Raw genomic sequence first — 16,103 nt, 5'->3', positions numbered from 1 at the left:
TTATCAAAAAATTGGGTCATAACCCCGTCCTACCGCTGCGCAGAAGCAATCCAGTAGAGTGGGGAGGATGCCAGCAAGGAGCCTTCACAGGGTCGTCAGCTCCTTTTCTTTTTCTGCCAGCAGCTCATCGATCTTCTTAATGTAGCGGTCAGTTAGTTTCTGGATGGCATCCTGCAAGCTTTTGGACTCATCTTCAGACAGCTCGCCATTTTTCTCTCGCTTGCGCACCGAGTCAATGCCATCCCGCCGGATGTTGCGGATTGAGACTCGCCCCTCTTCGGCTAGCTTGGCCACCTGTTTGCTCAGCTCTTTGCGGCGCTCTTCCGTCAGGGGGGGAATGGTGAGCCGCACCACCTTGCCGTCGTTGCTGGGGGTTAGACCCAGGTCAGAGGCAACAATGGCCCGCTCAATGGCCGCCAGGGTCGAGGGATCAAAAGGCTGGATCAAGAGAGTGCTGGAGTCTGGCGTGGTGAGGCTGGCCAGGGCCTTGAGGGGAGTGGGCACGCCGTAGTACTCCACCTGAATGCGATCCAGCAGGCTGGAATTGGCCCGCCCGGTGCGCACCGTATTAAAGGAGCGCTGTGTGGCTTGCACAGCTTTGTTCATCAACTCCTCAATCTCAGCTAGCTCCACGGGGTTTTCCTCGCTTTCAAAATCAGTTTCCAGATATCAGGCTCTGGCAGCAAACCTGGCCCCTCTACGGTGAGCCTGACCTCAATTTTACTGCCTTGTTGGGATCCAGATGGGATCCCGTTCCTCAGAGCTGCACCTGCAGTCGGCGAATTTCTCGCCAGATGCCCCCCAGTGGGATGGTACGAGCTCAAAGCTTCCCCTAAACTGCTCTGCAGTTTACTGCACAACACAGGCACAACAAAGTTTTATGCTCTCTCGCCAAATTGGTTCTTCAACGGCCCTAACCTGGCTGATCGGCAGCTTGAGTCTCCTGGGTTTTGGAGCGGCTGCGGCAGCCTTGGAGTTGCAGATTGTGTCCCCCAACGCCTATAAAGTGCCCTACCTGGGAATTGATGGTGTTTTCACTCTGGATACGTCCCTGGAACAATCTGCCAACGATCCGCGCAATCCGAAGCGGGTGAAGTTCGAGAAGATGGAGTTCTTCTCCTTCTACGCCGATCTGGAGGGGAAAAAGCCCCTGGCGGAAAATTGTCGCTACGCCTATCGGGGGGCTGCGCCGGATCCCTTCTACTACCCCGATCGTTCCCTCAGTTCCATCTGGGATCTGTTTCAGTTGCGGCCTGGAGCAGACGCCAGTTGCGAGACCTTCACCTATGTGATTCTGCGGGCACCCCACGGGGATCCGGTGCATATGCACCTGCGCTACGGAGGCCGCAACAGCAGCTTCCAGGAACTTCTGAATATCAGCACTCTGCCGGAGGATCCTGCCAACTTCAACCCCTGGTGGAGCACCTACTGCGCGGAGGGGGTAACCGGCTGCGATTGAGGGGCTGAGCGGCTCACAACTCCTGCCGCGCTTCCAAGGCACGGGCCAGGGTAACCTCGTCGGCATATTCCAGCTCGGATCCCATGGGCAGGCCGAAGGCCAGGCGGGTCATGCGCAAGGTGGGGGCAACCGGCTTCAGGTAATCCTTGACCACGTGCATGGTTACTTCCCCCTCTACGCTGGGGCTGATGGCAAAGATCAGCTCCTGCGGTTTTTCCCGTGCCACCCGAGCCACCAGCTCGCGGATGTGCAGTTGATCGACCCCGATCCCGTTCATGGGGGAGATGAGGCCACCCAAAACGTGGTAAAGCCCCTTGAACTCGCGGGTGCGTTCCATCGCAATCAAATCTTTGACATCGGCCACCACGCACCACAGCGAGGGATCCCGCTGTGGCGAACGGCAAATCTCACAGGGATCCTCCGCTGACCAGTTGAAGCAGATGGAACAGTGCCGAACCGTCTGCTTGGCTTCCAGCAGGGCTTTGGCCAGGGCCTCGATCTCGCCGGCAGGCCGGTTGATCAAGTGGAGAGCTAGGCGCTGAGCGGTTTTGGAGCCAATGCCGGGCAGCCGTTGCAGCTCTTCGATGAGGCGAGCCAAGGGGCGAGTGTACATACAGAGTTAAGCAAGCGAGGTTAAGCAAGTGGGGCTCAACCCAGTCCCAACCCCGGCAGACTGATGTTTCCGGTCAGCTCTTCCATGCGTTTGCGCATCGTCTCGGCAGATTGGGTGTAGGCGTTCACCATTGCTGTCAGGAGCAAGTCTTCTACCACATCCACCGACTCCTGGAGCACTTGGGGATCCAGAGAGACTTTGAGAGGTTCTTGGTTGCCGTTGACCGTCACTTTCACCAGCCCATTGCCGGCTTCGCCGACGATCTCCATCTCTTCCAGCTCTTTTTGCAGCCTTTGGGCGCCATCGCGCACCTCTTGGGCTTTCTTGAGCGCTTCTTGGATTTTGCCGAAGGGGCCAAAGCCTCGAGTCATGGGATCCTCTCTTGGGTTATCCAGATACTGCTGTTCTACTCTACCCGTTTCCCCATCGCCGGTGAAAGCACTCGCAAGTCTGGGCAGAGGTGCTTGCACCGCTAACGCGACCGGTCTTCCTTAGGTTGCCCTTAACTCTGGCGGATTATCCTCTCAAGAGAAGCCGAAGATCGACCCAGAAACTCCATCTGCTCATCAGCGTTTGCTGTCCGGAGGTGCCATGGCCCAACTGTTGCAGGATCCCCGATCTCAAGTAGCCCAGCCCAGTTCAACTCGGGTGGAGCCTTCTCCCTGGCGTTGGCGGCGCTGGATCCCGGAGCGTTGGTATGTGCATTTGGGCCTGGTGCTGGCCTGCTTGGTTCTGGGATTTCCGGTGTTGTACGCCCTGCTCGTGAGCACCCAGAACAATGCCGAGGTGTTCCGCTATCAATTGACCTTTGGCTCCTCTTTTGCCTTCAACTGGCATCAGGTGATGGTGGCGCGGCACTTGGGCCACTACATGGTCAACAGCACCATCGTGGCGGTGGCGATCACCGTGGGCAAGACGATTTTGTCGCTGCTAGCCGGGCTGGCCTTTGTGTACTTCCGCTTTCCCGGCAAAGGGCTGGCCTTTGGCTTTGTGCTGATCACGCTGATGATGCCCACAGAAATCTTGATCATTGCCCTGCTGCGGTTGGTCACCAACTTGGGCTGGGGATCCACCTACTACGCTTTAATCGTGCCCTTTCTGGCCAGCGCCACGGCCACGTTTTTGTTTCGCCAGCATTTTTCCAACATTCCCCGCGAGCTGGCGGAGGCGGCCCAACTGGACGGGGCCAACCCGCTGCAATTTCTCACCCAGGTGCTGATCCCCTTGAGCTGGAACGCCATCGGGGCGCAGGCGGTGATTCACTTCGTTTACGCTTGGAATATGTACCTGTGGCCCCGCTTGATCGTGCAAGGCCGAGAGCGACAAGTGGTGCAGGTGGGGCTGCAATCCCTGCTCAATCTGGATAGCTCGGCCTCCTATGGCCCCATGATGCTGGGGGCGATCATCGCCAGTATCCCGCCGCTGCTGGTGTTTATTGCGCTGCAGAAGCCCTTCATGAGCGGGTTAGCCCTCAATCGCGACAAGTAAGCCCTTAGGTTCCCTTTCATGCCCAGAGATCTACGCCGTTTTATTGCTCTGCTGGAATCCCGTGGTCAGCTCCGCCGCATTTCGGCAGAAGTGGATCCGGATCTGGAAATTGCCGAGATTGCCGATCGCCTCTTGGCCTGCGGGGGGCCGGCGCTGCTGTTTGAGCGGGTGAAGGGATCCCGTATGCCGCTGTTGATCAATGTTTTGGGCACGGTGGAGCGCATCTGCTGGGCGATGGGGATGGAGCAGCCGCAGGAGCTGGAGACCTTGGGGAAAAAATTGGCCTTGCTCTACCAGCCACGGCCCCCCAAAACCTTTGCCCAGGCGGTGGAGTTGGGACAAGCTCTGTTTAGCGTACTCAAAGCTAAACCCAGCCGGGATCTGATCCCTCCCTGTCAGCAGGTGGTGCTGCGGGGAGAGGAAGTGGATCTCACCCAATTGCCCCTGTTGCGGGTCTACCCCGGCGATGCCGGACGGGTGCTGACCTTGGGCCTGATGGTCACCAAAGACCCGGAAAACGGGATCCCCAACGTGGGGGTGTACCGCCTGCAGTTGCAAAGCCGCAACACCATGACGGTGCAATGGCTGTCGGTGCGGGGGGCGACTCGGCATCTGCGCAAAGCGGCGGCCCTGGGCCAAAAGTTGGAGGTGGCGGTGGCGGTGGGGGTGGATCCGGTGGTGATTCTGGCGGCGGCCACACCCCTGCCGGTGGATCTGTCGGAGTGGCTGTTTGCCGGTCTCTATGCCGGAGAAGGGTTGCACCTGGCCCAGTGCAAAACGGTGGATCTGCAGGTGCCGGCCCATGCTGAGATCGTTCTGGAAGGCAGCATCACCCCTGGGGAAGTGGCCCCCGATGGGCCTGCCGGAGATCACATCGGCTACTACGGCCCCCGCAACGAGCAGGCTCCTCTGATTCGCTTCCACTGCCTGACCCACCGCCGGGATCCCATCTATCTCACCACCTTCAGCGGCAAGCCCCCCAAAGAAAACGACATGATGGCGCTGGCCCTGAACCGCATCTACACCCCCATCCTCAGGCAGCAGGTGCCGGAGATTGTAGATTTCTTTTTGCCGATGGAGGCGCTGGGCTACAAAGCAGCCATCCTCTCCATCGACAAGGCCTACCCTGGCCAGGCGCGGCGGGCGGCTTTGGCTTTTTGGAGCGCCCTGCCCCAATTTAGCTACACCAAGTTTGTGATCGTGGTGGACAAGGATATCAATGTGCGGGATCCACGGCAGGTGCTCTGGTGCCTGTGCTCGCGGGTGGATCCGCAGCGGGATGTGTTTATTCTGGCGGACAACCCCTTTGACACCTTGGACTTTGCCACCGAAAAACGGGGTCTGGGGGGCAAGATGGGCATTGATGCCACCACCAAAATTCCCCCAGAAACCGATGCTCCCTGGCGGGATCCCCTCACTCCGGATCCAGAAGTAGCCCGCCTGGTGGATCGCCGCTGGGCGGAGTACGGCTTGGCGGATCTCAATTGGCAGCCGGCGGATCCCCGCCTGTTTGGATACGATCTCTAGGCCCGCAGGGCCTCAATGGGATCCAGTTGCGCCGCTTTGCGGGCCGGGAAAATGCCAAAGACTAGCCCAATCCCAGTGGACAGGGAGAACGCCACTCCCACTGCCACCCCATCGACTTGGGTGGCCAAGGGGGTGAACACCTGCACCGCCACCAGCAGGCCGCTGCTGAGGAGGATCCCGAGCACCCCCCCGGTCACGGCAATGAAAATCGCTTCGGCGGCAAACTGCTGCAAAATCTGCCGGCTATCCGCCCCAATCGCCTTGCGCAGCCCGATTTCATGGGTGCGTTCCGCAACCGAGATAAGCATCACATTCATGATCCCCACCCCTCCCACCAGCAGGGAGAGGGCCGCCGTGCCCGTCAGCAGCACCCGCAACAGGCTCAAAATCCTGGCCGACCCATCCAGGAGCACCTTTTGGTTGCGGATGATGAAGTCATCTTCTCCCACCAATTGGTGCCGCTGGCGCAGCAGGTTGCGGATTTGGAACTCGGCAGCGGGCAGATCGGCTTCAGAGCGGGCCGAGACGAAAATCGCCGTCAGCTCTGTGCCGTAGGGGGAGCGTCGCCCGACCAACTGATTGGCCACCACATCCACCGGCAGAAACACTCCGGCATCGCTGTTGCCAAACACCGTCGGCTTCGAGCGCAAAGTGCCGATTACCTCGAAAGGCAAATTGTTCAGCAGGACGGTCTCCCCAATGGCAGCGGCAGGGTCCAGGCCGAACAACTGGCTGGCGGCATCGCTGCCCAGCACCACCACCGGGCGCTGTTCCTCGATGTCGGAGGGCAAGAGAAAGCGGCCTGCCTCGATCTCCAGGTTCAACACCGACAAGTACTCCGGCCAAGTGCCGGTGGCCTCATAGCGGCGATCCACTCCACCTCGCACCGCGCGCACATTGGTGCCCAGGCTGGGGACAGCTGCTGACACGGCAGGCACTTCCGCCGCAATAGCCCGTACATCCTCCAAGGTGAGGGGGCGGATGTTGCCGGCATCAGCTAGGCCCAAGTTGGCCGAAAAGACGATCAGCAAGTTGGTGCCCAGAGAGCGAAATTGATCCACTGCCATCTCTTGGGCAGCATAGCCAAATCCGGCAATGGCCACCACCGCCGCATTGCCGATGAGGATCCCGAGCATGCTCAGCCCGGTGCGCAGGCGATGTCGTCGCACCATTTGCCAGGCCATTTTGGCCGCCGTTGCCAGGCTCATGGCTGTTGCTCCGCTCTTTTAATCAAAGTCTCTAGGTTCACCCCAGGAGGCAGGGCAGTAAAGACCCGATCCCCTGCCTGCAGACCGGAGAGGATCTGGGTAACTCCACCCTGGGTAATGCCCGTTTCCACGCGGCGATATACAGGTCGCCGGGTTTGGGGATCCAGCAGGAGCACGCCTTCCTGGCTTTCCTCCCGGAGGATAGCCACTGAGGGCACCGTCAGAGCCTGAGGCTGGGGATCCCCAATGAAATCCACCGAAACAGTCATGCCGGTGCGCAAAAAGTCGGCCCCAGGCTCCGGTTCAACGAAGACCCGAAAGACGGTTACCTCCCGCACCACCACGGTAGCAGGCGCAATCCGCTTCACCCGCCCCTGCACTACGCGGTCGGGGTAGGCCAGGGAGCGGATCTCCACCGGCTGGCCCACCCGCACCTGGGCAATTTGGGCTTCTGGCACTTCTGCCCGCACCTCAATTCCCTGGGCCAGCGCCAAAATGGAACTGGAAGAAGCTGCGGTGGCATCGGAAGTTGCTGTTGTGGGAGCTACAAAGGATCCCACCTCGGCAAAGCGCTGCACCACCACACCGGAAAAGGGGGCGCGGACTTCGGTGTCAGCCAACCGGGATTGCCGTTGGGCCAGCTCGGCTTGTGCCTGGGCAATTTGGGCTTGAATCTGCTGTAGGGTTTCCGGGCGGCTCCCCAGTTGCAATCGCTCCAACTCCTGTTGAGCAGCTCGTAAATCCGCTTGCGCTTGTTCCAGGCGGGCCAAGCGTTGATCCAGCTCGCTGCGGGCTACCACCCCCGCCTGCACCAGGGCCTGGATGCGCTCTAACTCCCTCTGAGCCAAGTCCACCTGCGACCGGGCAGCATCCACCCTGGCCTGGGCCGCCGCGATCACCTGGGGGCGCTCTCCGGCCTGTTGCTCCGCTAGACGGGCTTGCAGCTCTTGAATGCGGGCTTGGGCTTGGCGAATGCCGCTGGCGAGATCGCCGTAGTCCATCCGGGCCAATAACTGCCCTGCCACCACTTCATCTCCCTGATCCACCAACAGTTCCGCCAGGCGACCCGACTCGCGAGGGCTGACATTCACCTGGCGGAGCGGCTGCACCTGGCCGCTCACCCGCAGGCGTTGGGTCAGATCCACCACTTGAACCGGTACCGTCAATCTTTCCAGCCGTTCTGCCCTCTGCTGCTGCAGCTGACGCTGGATCAGGAGACCGCTGCCCCCTAGGCCGGCCAACAGCAAGCCCAAGAGCATCCAGCCGAAGGGAAATCTCTTGGGGCGGGGTTTGCTCTGGGGCAGAGGCTGCTCTGCAAGCTTGGGAGTAGACAGGGATCCTGTCTTGGGCTCATCGGTGTGCAGGATCACAAAAGTCTCCCGTTTGTAACAAAAGCTTTATCTTTGTCTAGCCTATTGGAAAAATGGGGGAAGCGTAAACACGGTTTCCCGCCTCTTGAGGTCTATTCGGCCAGCTCTGTACAAAAAACAGCGACGATTGTTACCATGGTTAACTGCCGGTAGCGCGGGAAGGCCATGAACGTTCGCATCAACGCTGAGGAGATCATCCGCTCCATTGAAGCTGCCCAGATGAAGTCGGATCTGCCGGAGATTCGGGTTGGGGATCAGGTACGGGTGGGAGTTCGCATCCAAGAGGGGGGCAAGGAGCGGGTACAAGCCTTTGAGGGCACGGTCATTGCCATGCGCCACTCCGGTATCAACCGCACCATTACGGTGCGCAAGGTTTTCCAAGGGATCGGTGTGGAGCGGGTTTTCCTCATTCACTCCCCGCGCATCGAGTCGATTCAGGTGCTGCGGCGGGGTAAAGTGCGTCGGGCCAAGCTGTTCTATTTGCGGGATCGGGTGGGCAAAGCCACTCGTATCAAGGCCAAGACAGAGAGTGCGGATAGCAAGGAACAGCTTCTTTGAAAGGTGGGTGTACCTGCTACACTGGGTAAGCGGGTGTGACCCTAGGCCAATGCGTCCTTAGTTCAGTTGGTAGAACGTCGGTCTCCAAAACCGGATGTCGGGGGTTCGAGTCCTCCAGGGCGCGCTAACCATCAGACCCCCTTCTGTGGCGATGGCTTCAGGTGGGGACACCCCATCCAAGGTGGTTTTTGCAGCCATGAAGTCCGTCAGTGTACCCAACCTACTCCCTGCGCTGCTGCTGGGGCTGCTGTTTTGGCTAGGGATCCCTATCTGGCCTGGATCGGGTGTGGTGGCAACGGCAGCGAGCAACAGGGTAGATCACGAGATCGATCGACTGTTTGAGGAGGCCTTTGCTGCAACTCAGAGGGGAGATTTTGCCCAGGCGGAAGCCCTGTGGACTCAACTGTTGCAGATCCAGCCGGACAACCCGGCCCTGTGGAGCAACCGGGGCAATGCCCGTGTCAGCCAGCACCAACTGCAGGCAGCTCTGGAGGATTATGCTGAGGCCATTCGTTTGGCCCCTGAGGCACCGGATCCCTATCTCAACCGAGGGGCTGCTTTGGAGGGGTTGGGGCGGTGGCAGGAAGCAATTGCCGATTATGAGCGGGTGTTGCAGTTGGATCCCAACGATGCGGCGGCCTACAACAACCGTGGCAATGCGGAAGCAGGGCTGGGCCAATGGCAACAGGCCTTGGCTGACTACCGCCGCGCTACAGAACTGGCTCCCGACTACGCCTTTGCTCAGGCCAACTATGCTCTGAGCCTCTACCAGGTGGGCGAAACAGAAGCTGCCCTGCGCTTGATGCGGGCTCTGGTGCGCAAGTACCCGAAGTTTCCAGATATGCGGGCTGCTCTCAGTGCCATCCTTTGGGTGCAGGGTCGGCAAGGAGAGGCCGAAAGTCATTGGGTGGCTGTGCAAGGACTGGATCCCCGCTACGCCGACCTGGAATGGGTGAAAACCGTCCGCCGTTGGCCACCGGCGATGGTGGCAGCTCTGGAGCGTTTCCTTTCTCTCAAGTCGTGAGGATCGGGATCGCGTCGGAGATACCCTGGGCCTTGACTCTGCGCATTGACGAAACAGTTGCTGGGGATCCCCGCAGCCAGAGTCTCAGGTTACATCCTGTCTGGGGGTATGGAGATTGCTAGATTGGGATCAAGCCGAGGGCCGATTCCAGCAGCAGGCTTAACCCAGAGCCAAGAGAGCGCAGAGGGATCCCGGAGCCTCTCGGTAGACTGTGAAAAAGACTGTGTAAAGGATTGCTTCCTGCGACACCTTGTCGCTTTCTTCTTCGTCTGTTTCAGTCCTATCGCGGCGCGTGGTATCAACGTGAGTGCAATGGCTTGTTTCTCTCGCTCTTCTTCCTTCTTCCCTGATGGGAGAGGGAGGCTGCGAAATCACTGGAGCTGGGCAGGGCTGTTGCTCATGGTTCTGCAGCTTGGGCAACCCGCCGTGGCTCAGACGGAAACCCGAGTTTGGAGCGGAACCGGCCAAATTTTGAGCGGCCAGGGGCAGGGGGCGACGGTGCAATTGATCTTGGAAACGGGTGGCGGGCGTATCTGGAGCCAATCGGGGCCGGCCTTGGATGCACCCTTTTCCGGCGGCCATATTTCGGTAACCAGCGGTGATGGCACCTGGCAAATTCAATCGCAAGGGGATCAGTTGTTGGTCACCTTTTACCGCGGCGAGCAGATCATCCGCTGGCAACTGCGGCCCATGGGCGAGATCCCCAGCTCTTCCCCTTCTGCGCCATCCAGCTCCCTGAGCAGTGACTCCGCCCAGCCTGTAGCGTTGCCTGTCCAAGAGCTGGTGATTCCAGTACTGAAGAATTTGCCCGGCAACCCCTGAGGGATCCCTGCCCCGCCGGTTCTCGACCCATGAAACCTGGTGCGTTGGCCGCTGGGGCTATCAAACCTGTGGCCACTGGAATGGGCTGGGATGATTTTGGGGGCGGTGGGCCTGGGGATCCTATCCCATCGGCAGTTAGCCCGCCTGTTGTTTAGCTGAGCAGCGGGACACAGAGCAGGGGCAGTTGAGCTGCTGCCGCCGCATCCAGCAACCACAGCAGCCGTCCTCTGGGGTTTACGCGCTGGCAGGGTAGGTGGGCCTCGGTGGTCAGCGCCTCTTTCACGATGGGGGCTTTGTTCGCTCCGGTTACCAGGAACACCACCTGGGCTGCCTGATTGAGGACGGGATAGGTCAAGGTTAGACGCGGCTCCTGCCCTTTTTGCCCCACCGTCACCCAGCGGTGCTGCACCTGCAGAGCGGCTGTGTCGGGAAACAAGGAAGCTGTGTGGCCATCTTCCCCCACTCCCAGCCATACCAGGTCGAGAGAAGGGCACTCTGTACCGAAAATCTGCCGCAGGGTCGCCTCGTATTCGGCAGCATCGCGAAGGGGATCCCCCGCTTGGGTGGGCATAGGGAAAACTTGAGCCGCCGGGATCCCGATCTGCTGCAGCAGGGTTTCTCGTACCATACGGTAGTTGCTTTCAGGGTGATCCGGGGGAACATAGCGCTCGTCTCCCCAGAACAGCCAGGTTTGTTGCCAAGGGATCCCTGGGGTTTGGGCCAGGGCAGCATACAGCTTCTTGGGGGTGCTCCCTCCCGCCAAGGCCACCGTAAAGCGTCCCCGCTCGCGAATGGCAGCGGCTGACCGAGCTTGCCAAATCTCGATGGCCCGTTGGATTAAGACGGGGCCCTCCGGAAAGATCTCCAACTGGAATCCCTGCATACACCGAAGCCCTACTGCCGACCTATGCTGGGTCAGCCGACCTGCACCAACACTTTACCGAAGGGATCCCCTAAGCGGGGCAAACACTAGGAAGCCACCGCCAGCTCTTTGGCTTCTGCCCGAATTTGCTCGTAGAGGGCGCGCAGCTTCAGGCCCACGATGATCTGAATCAGACCAGAGCCATTGCGGGATCCCGGGTATTCTGGGTGCTTGCGCAACAGTTCCGTCAGCTCGCCATAGTAGCGGGTGGACAAGTTGCTCAGGTGGTTCTCGATGTAGATGACCTCTTCCAGCTTGTCGAAGGTGCCGTCGATCTCCAGAATCGAAACCGGGTGCTCGAAGTAGGTGGAAGGGCCATAGTGGAGGCGGATCCCTGGATAGGAACAAGTCAGCTTTTTGCCGCAGGGGATCCAATCGATGGTGGAGCCTTCGTCAAAGAGATAAACATGGTCGAAGTACTTCACCCCTTCCCGCTGGATCAGCCGCACCCGCAGTACTTTGTGCTCTGGATCCAGCTCCGGCAACAACTGGGTAGGCAAAACCTCAATGACGGCATCGGCGTACTGCTTCTGCACATCGACATAGGCTTCAAAGTCCGGGCGGCGAGCCTCGATTGAGCGCAACACATCTTCGTAGGTGTGGCCCCGCTCCGCCATGTCCCGCTTCACTTTCCAAGCAATCTTGATCTCTGGGGCCAGATCCAAGTACACCTTGAAGTCCAGCAGCTGGCGCACCCGCTCGTCATACATGGGATGCAGCCCCTCCAGGACGATGATGCGGTTGGGCTCCACCAGCTCCGGTGGGTCAATCAGCCCCGTCTCGTGGTTGTAGATGGGCTTCATCACACTTTGGCCGTTCTTAAGCGCCTTGGCCTGCTCGTACATCAGGTCGAAGTTGTTGGCGCGGGGATCGAGCGCCGTGATGCCCTTCTCTTTGCGCTGGTAGCGATCCAAGGAGTGATAGTCATCCAGACAGATGGTGGTAATCAGATCCCGGCCAAACAGATCCCCCAGCCGGCGTAAAAAGGTGGACTTGCCACAGCCAGAATCTCCGGCGACACCAATCATCACAACACGATCAGGACTGCTTGCCATGGGAACTCCTTGGGGACGGGCAGGGCAAAACTGAGAAAAAGGCTCTAGAAAGTTACCAACTGTTACGGTCTTGCATGATACCAAATAAAGCCGTTACATCACAAGCCACTGGCAGGCCAGAGCTGTGGGCACCACAAGCAACAATTTAACAAAAAATCCATATTTTTGGCCGATGAGCTTGGCCGGGATTATTTTTCCGGGGTTGCCGCTCTCAGGACGGCCTGGGGGGCTGGCGAAGGTCGTCTGCTTCTCCTCTGACAAGTTCCATTTGAGCAGCCGGGCTGCTGTGGTGTTTGCTATTTTGCTATATGTAAACTCATTTCCTCCCAGTGCCAGGAGCAGATCGTAGGTATGGTTGCCAGCGCAGAAAAGCGAGAGGTTGTCGTCAATCTGTATCGTCCCAACGCACCATTGATCGGCCACTGCGTGGAGACCTACTCCATTGTCGGTGAAGGAGCACCCGGACTGACTAAGCACATTGTGCTCAGCTTGCCGGATCCCAACTACCGCTACCTAGAAGGGCAAAGCGTTGGCATTATCCCTCCTGGCGAAGATGCCAAGGGCAAGCCCCACAAGCCCCGCCTCTACTCGATTGCTTCCACCCGCTTTGGCGATGATGGCGAGGGGCGCACCGTCTCTTTGAGCGTGAAGCGGGCTGAATATGTCGATAGAGAGACAGGCCAGCCGGGGGTGGGGGTCTGCTCCGGCTTCCTCACCGATTTGAAGGCAGGCGACGAGGTGATGATCACGGGGCCATCGGGGAAAACCTTCCTGTTGCCTGAAGATGAGAATGCCAACCTGATTTTGATCGCCACCGGCACCGGCATTGCTCCTTTTCGCGCTTTCATCAAGCACCTGTTTGAGGAGGATCCCAACTATCAGGGCAAGATCTGGCTGTTCTTTGGGGTGCCCACCACTTCCACCTTGCTCTACCACGGGGATCTGGAGGCCTGGAAAGCCCAGTACGGGGATCGCTTCCGCGTCGATTACGCCATCAGCCGCGAGCAACAAACCCCCGATGGCAAGAAAATGTACGTGCAAAACCGCATGGCCGAGTACGGCGCCGAGCTGTGGGAGATGCTGCAACAGCCCAACACCTACACCTACATCTGCGGCCTCAAGGGGATGGAGGACGGGATCAACAACGTCATGGGGCCTTTGGCCGAACAAGCCGGTCAGGATTGGAGCAAGTTCCAGAAGGAACTGAAGAAAGCAGACAGGTGGCACGAAGAAACCTACTGATCCCTGCTTGTGATCCCTGCTTGTCGGTTTGTCAGCGCCAATAGGGATCCCGTTCCTTGCTTGAGAGCACTGGCGTGGGGAGTATGTCAAAATGCTTCTATCTCCCAGCGTGAGCGCTTTTTTCCCAGGAGCATCGAACCGTGGACGCGCGCTACAATCCCCAGGCCATCGAGAGCAAGTGGCAAGCCCACTGGCGTGAAATCGGGCTGGATCGCACCCCAGAGCTGAAGGACGGGAGCCGCAAATTTTATGCCCTGTCTATGTTCCCCTATCCCAGCGGCAACCTGCACATGGGGCATGTGCGCAATTACACCATCACCGATGTAATTGCCCGCCACAAACGAATGCAGGGATACGCGGTGTTGCACCCGATGGGCTGGGATGCCTTTGGCCTGCCGGCGGAGAATGCCGCTATCGACCGGGGGATCCCGCCGGCCAAGTGGACCTACCAAAACATTGCCCAGATGCGGGAGCAACTGCAGCGGTTGGGCCTGTCCTACGACTGGGAGCGGGAGATCACCACCTGCGCCCCCGACTACTACAAGTGGACGCAGTGGATCTTCCTGCAATTTTTGCAGGCGGGCTTGGCCTACCAGAAAGAGGCGCCAGTGAACTGGGATCCGGTGGATCAGACGGTGCTGGCCAACGAGCAGGTGGATGCGGAGGGGCGTTCCTGGAGATCCGGCGCCCTGGTGGAAAAGCGCATGCTCAAGCAGTGGTTTTTCAAAATCACCGCCTATGCCGACCAACTGCTGGCGGATCTGGAAAAGCTCTCCGGCTGGCCGGAGCGGGTGCGCACCATGCAGGAGAACTGGATCGGCCAATCGGTGGGGGCTAAGGTGATTTTCAAAACCGAGGCAGGGGACGAGCTGGCAGTGTTCACCACCCGGCCCGATACCCTCTGGGGGGCCACCTTCATGGTGCTGGCGCCGGAGCACCCCTTGGTGGACAAGCTCACCACCGCCGAGCAACTGCAGGCCGTCAGAGCCTATCAAGCCCAGGCCGCTGCCCGCAGCGAGATCGAGCGCAGCGCTGAAGACCGGGAAAAGACAGGGGTTTGGACGGGATCCTACGCCATCAACCCCGTTAACCAAGAGCGGATCCCCATCTGGATTGCCGACTATGTGTTGATGGGCTACGGGACGGGGGCCATCATGGCCGTGCCCGCCCACGACCAACGGGACTTCGAGTTTGCCCGCAAGTTCGGCCTGCCCATCAAGCGGGTGGTGCAGCCGCCGGAGGGTTCTCCGGCCTCAGCGGATCGCGCCAGCGGGACGGAGTCCTCAGAACTGCAGGCTGCCTGGACGGGGGAAGGGGTGATGATCAACTCTGGCCCCCTAGACGGGATCCCGGTGGGCAAAGGCCCAGGGCAAAGCGTGGAAAGAGCCATCGCCTGGCTGGAAGCCCAGGGGCTGGGGGAAAAGCAGATCAACTACCGCCTGCGGGATTGGCTGATCTCGCGGCAGCGCTACTGGGGTTGTCCCATCCCGGTGATCCATTGTCCCCACTGTGGCATTGTGCCGGTGCCGGAGAAGGATCTGCCGGTGCTCTTGCCGGAGGATGTGGAGCTGACGGGGCGAGGGGGATCCCCGTTGGCCCAGTTGGAGGACTGGGTGAAGGTGAAATGCCCCACCTGTGGCGCGGAGGCTCGCCGGGAAACCGATACCATGGACACCTTCATCTGCTCGTCGTGGTACTTCCTGCGCTTCAGCGATGCCCGCAACGACCAAGAGATCTTCCGCAAAGACCAGGTGAACGCCTGGCTGCCGGTGGATCAGTATGTGGGTGGCATCGAGCACGCCATCCTGCACCTGCTCTATTCCCGCTTTTTTACCAAGGTGTTGCGGGATCGGGGGCTGCTGGATTTTGACGAGCCGTTCCTGCGTCTGCTCACCCAGGGGATGGTGCAAGGGCGCACTTACTACAACCCCAACAAGTCCGGCAAGGATCGCTGGATCCCGGCAGCTCTGGTGCAGGATCCCAACGACCCGCGGGATCCGGAAACGGGCGAGCCCCTGCAAGTTATCTACGCTACCATGTCCAAGTCCAAGGGCAACGGCGTGGATCCTGAGGAGGTGCTGGCCCACTACGGGGCAGATACGGCCCGCATGTTTATCTTGTTCAAGGCCCCGCCGGAGAAGGATCTGGAGTGGGACGATGCCGACGTGGAAGGGCAATTTCGCTTTCTCAACCGCGTCTGGCGGCAGGTGTACGAGTTTGTCGTTCGCGGTGGCGGGACGAAGTCCTGGCGGGGCAGGGTCTCAGAGCTGTTGCCGGCCAAGGTCGAGGTGGGATCCCTGACCAAGGCGGAAAAAGATCTGCGCCGGGCCATCCACACCGCCATCAAGGAAGTCAGCGAAGATCTGGAAAACGATTATCAATTCAACACTGCCATTGCCGAGCTGATGAAGCTGAGCAATGCTCTGGGGGAGGCCGGGATCCTGGATTCGCCGGTTTATGCAGAGGGGATCCGCACGCTGGTGTTGCTGATGGCGCCTTTTGCCCCCCATATTGCGGAGGAGCTGTGGCAGGCGCTGGGGGGCGCAGACTCGGTGCATCGGCAGTCTTGGCCCAGCTATGACCCGGCAGCGCTGGTGGCCGACACGGTGACCATTGTGATTCAGGTGAACGGCAAATTGCGCGGCTCGTTTGAGGCCCCTGCCGAGGTAACGCCGGAGGAGCAGGAACAGTTGGCCCTTCGGTCAGAAGCAGCGCAGAAATACCTGGAGGGGGCAACACCCAAAAAAGTGGTGGTGGTGCCGAAAAAGCTGGTTAACTTTGTCCTCTAACGGCGGGCCTGGCCAAAATGTTCCGC

General features: G+C 59.7%; 15 protein-coding genes and 1 tRNA gene. 9 read left to right on the top strand and 7 right to left on the bottom strand.

Features of this window, described 5'->3' with window-relative positions; all coding sequences use genetic code 11:
• Nucleotides 1–84: 84 nt before the first annotated feature.
• Nucleotides 85–633 (bottom strand): ribosome recycling factor, encoded by a 549-nt coding sequence (gene frr, locus ACVWYY_RS05805; protein ID WP_011429597.1) that lies wholly within the window; start codon nucleotides 631–633, stop codon nucleotides 85–87.
• Between the two features lie 247 nt (nucleotides 634–880).
• Between frr and ACVWYY_RS05800 the strand changes: the two genes are divergently transcribed.
• Entirely contained in the window at nucleotides 881–1,459 is a 579-nt protein-coding gene (locus tag ACVWYY_RS05800; protein ID WP_457439846.1) for a hypothetical protein, read from the top strand.
• A 13-nt stretch (nucleotides 1,460–1,472) separates the two neighbouring features.
• On the opposite strand, the gene recR is transcribed toward ACVWYY_RS05800, so the two are convergent.
• Both recR and ACVWYY_RS05790 read right to left on the bottom strand, forming a co-directional pair.
• A complete protein-coding gene (gene recR, locus ACVWYY_RS05795; protein ID WP_011434433.1) occupies nucleotides 1,473–2,072 on the bottom strand; it encodes a recombination mediator RecR in 600 nt (199 codons plus the stop codon).
• A 35-nt stretch (nucleotides 2,073–2,107) separates the two neighbouring features.
• Nucleotides 2,108–2,443 carry a YbaB/EbfC family nucleoid-associated protein gene (locus ACVWYY_RS05790; RefSeq protein WP_011434432.1) on the bottom strand — a complete coding sequence of 112 codons (336 nt, stop codon included), beginning with the start codon at nucleotides 2,441–2,443 and terminating at the stop codon, nucleotides 2,108–2,110.
• Between the two features lie 220 nt (nucleotides 2,444–2,663).
• Between ACVWYY_RS05790 and ACVWYY_RS05785 the strand changes: the two genes are divergently transcribed.
• Nucleotides 2,664–3,560: a carbohydrate ABC transporter permease gene (locus tag ACVWYY_RS05785; protein ID WP_457439843.1), complete on the top strand. Its 897-nt coding sequence runs from the start codon at nucleotides 2,664–2,666 to the stop codon at nucleotides 3,558–3,560.
• Between the two features lie 18 nt (nucleotides 3,561–3,578).
• Nucleotides 3,579–5,087: a UbiD family decarboxylase gene (locus ACVWYY_RS05780; protein WP_457439841.1), complete on the top strand. Its 1,509-nt coding sequence runs from the start codon at nucleotides 3,579–3,581 to the stop codon at nucleotides 5,085–5,087.
• Here the strand turns inward: ACVWYY_RS05780 and ACVWYY_RS05775 are convergent.
• Both ACVWYY_RS05775 and ACVWYY_RS05770 read right to left on the bottom strand, forming a co-directional pair.
• Nucleotides 5,084–6,295 (bottom strand): ABC transporter permease, encoded by a 1,212-nt coding sequence (locus tag ACVWYY_RS05775; RefSeq protein WP_414351827.1) that lies wholly within the window; start codon nucleotides 6,293–6,295, stop codon nucleotides 5,084–5,086. The two genes, ACVWYY_RS05780 and ACVWYY_RS05775, sit on opposite strands and share 4 nt — an antisense overlap.
• Nucleotides 6,292–7,665, bottom strand: coding sequence for an efflux RND transporter periplasmic adaptor subunit (locus tag ACVWYY_RS05770; protein WP_457403423.1), 1,374 nt, complete (start codon nucleotides 7,663–7,665; stop codon nucleotides 6,292–6,294). The genes ACVWYY_RS05775 and ACVWYY_RS05770 overlap by 4 nt, the downstream gene beginning before the upstream one ends.
• A gap of 165 nt (nucleotides 7,666–7,830) precedes the next feature.
• Between ACVWYY_RS05770 and rplS the strand changes: the two genes are divergently transcribed.
• From rplS to ACVWYY_RS05750, 4 genes are all read left to right on the top strand, one after another.
• On the top strand, nucleotides 7,831–8,223 hold the full coding sequence (rplS, locus tag ACVWYY_RS05765; RefSeq protein WP_457384001.1) for a 50S ribosomal protein L19: 393 nt from the start codon (nucleotides 7,831–7,833) through the stop codon (nucleotides 8,221–8,223).
• Nucleotides 8,224–8,274: 51 nt separating this feature from the next.
• Nucleotides 8,275–8,347: transfer RNA gene (locus tag ACVWYY_RS05760), tRNA-Trp, on the top strand.
• Nucleotides 8,348–8,419: 72 nt separating this feature from the next.
• Nucleotides 8,420–9,247: a tetratricopeptide repeat protein gene (locus ACVWYY_RS05755; protein ID WP_457439839.1), complete on the top strand. Its 828-nt coding sequence runs from the start codon at nucleotides 8,420–8,422 to the stop codon at nucleotides 9,245–9,247.
• Nucleotides 9,248–9,646: 399 nt separating this feature from the next.
• Nucleotides 9,647–10,069: a hypothetical protein gene (locus tag ACVWYY_RS05750; protein WP_414344534.1), complete on the top strand. Its 423-nt coding sequence runs from the start codon at nucleotides 9,647–9,649 to the stop codon at nucleotides 10,067–10,069.
• A gap of 151 nt (nucleotides 10,070–10,220) precedes the next feature.
• Here the strand turns inward: ACVWYY_RS05750 and pgl are convergent, their stop codons facing one another.
• Together pgl and ACVWYY_RS05740 are read right to left on the bottom strand one after the other, a co-directional pair.
• The gene (gene pgl / locus ACVWYY_RS05745; RefSeq protein WP_457403425.1) at nucleotides 10,221–10,952 is read right to left on the bottom strand and encodes a 6-phosphogluconolactonase; all 732 of its coding nucleotides are present in this window, start codon (nucleotides 10,950–10,952) and stop codon (nucleotides 10,221–10,223) included.
• 86 nt (nucleotides 10,953–11,038) lie between these two features.
• On the bottom strand, nucleotides 11,039–12,046 hold the full coding sequence (locus tag ACVWYY_RS05740) for a phosphoribulokinase (protein ID WP_414351832.1): 1,008 nt from the start codon (nucleotides 12,044–12,046) through the stop codon (nucleotides 11,039–11,041).
• Between the two features lie 351 nt (nucleotides 12,047–12,397).
• On the opposite strand from ACVWYY_RS05740, the gene ACVWYY_RS05735 reads away from it, so the two are divergent.
• Together ACVWYY_RS05735 and leuS are read left to right on the top strand one after the other, a co-directional pair.
• Nucleotides 12,398–13,288: a ferredoxin reductase domain-containing protein gene (locus ACVWYY_RS05735; RefSeq protein ID WP_011434421.1), complete on the top strand. Its 891-nt coding sequence runs from the start codon at nucleotides 12,398–12,400 to the stop codon at nucleotides 13,286–13,288.
• A gap of 140 nt (nucleotides 13,289–13,428) precedes the next feature.
• Nucleotides 13,429–16,077: a leucine--tRNA ligase gene (gene leuS / locus ACVWYY_RS05730; RefSeq protein ID WP_457439837.1), complete on the top strand. Its 2,649-nt coding sequence runs from the start codon at nucleotides 13,429–13,431 to the stop codon at nucleotides 16,075–16,077.
• Nucleotides 16,078–16,103 lie beyond the last annotated feature (26 nt).

Source organism: Thermostichus sp. MS-CIW-34 (assembly GCF_054060435.1).
The sequence above is the reverse complement of the archived record's forward strand: the minus strand, read 5'-3'. Positions and strand labels throughout refer to the sequence as shown.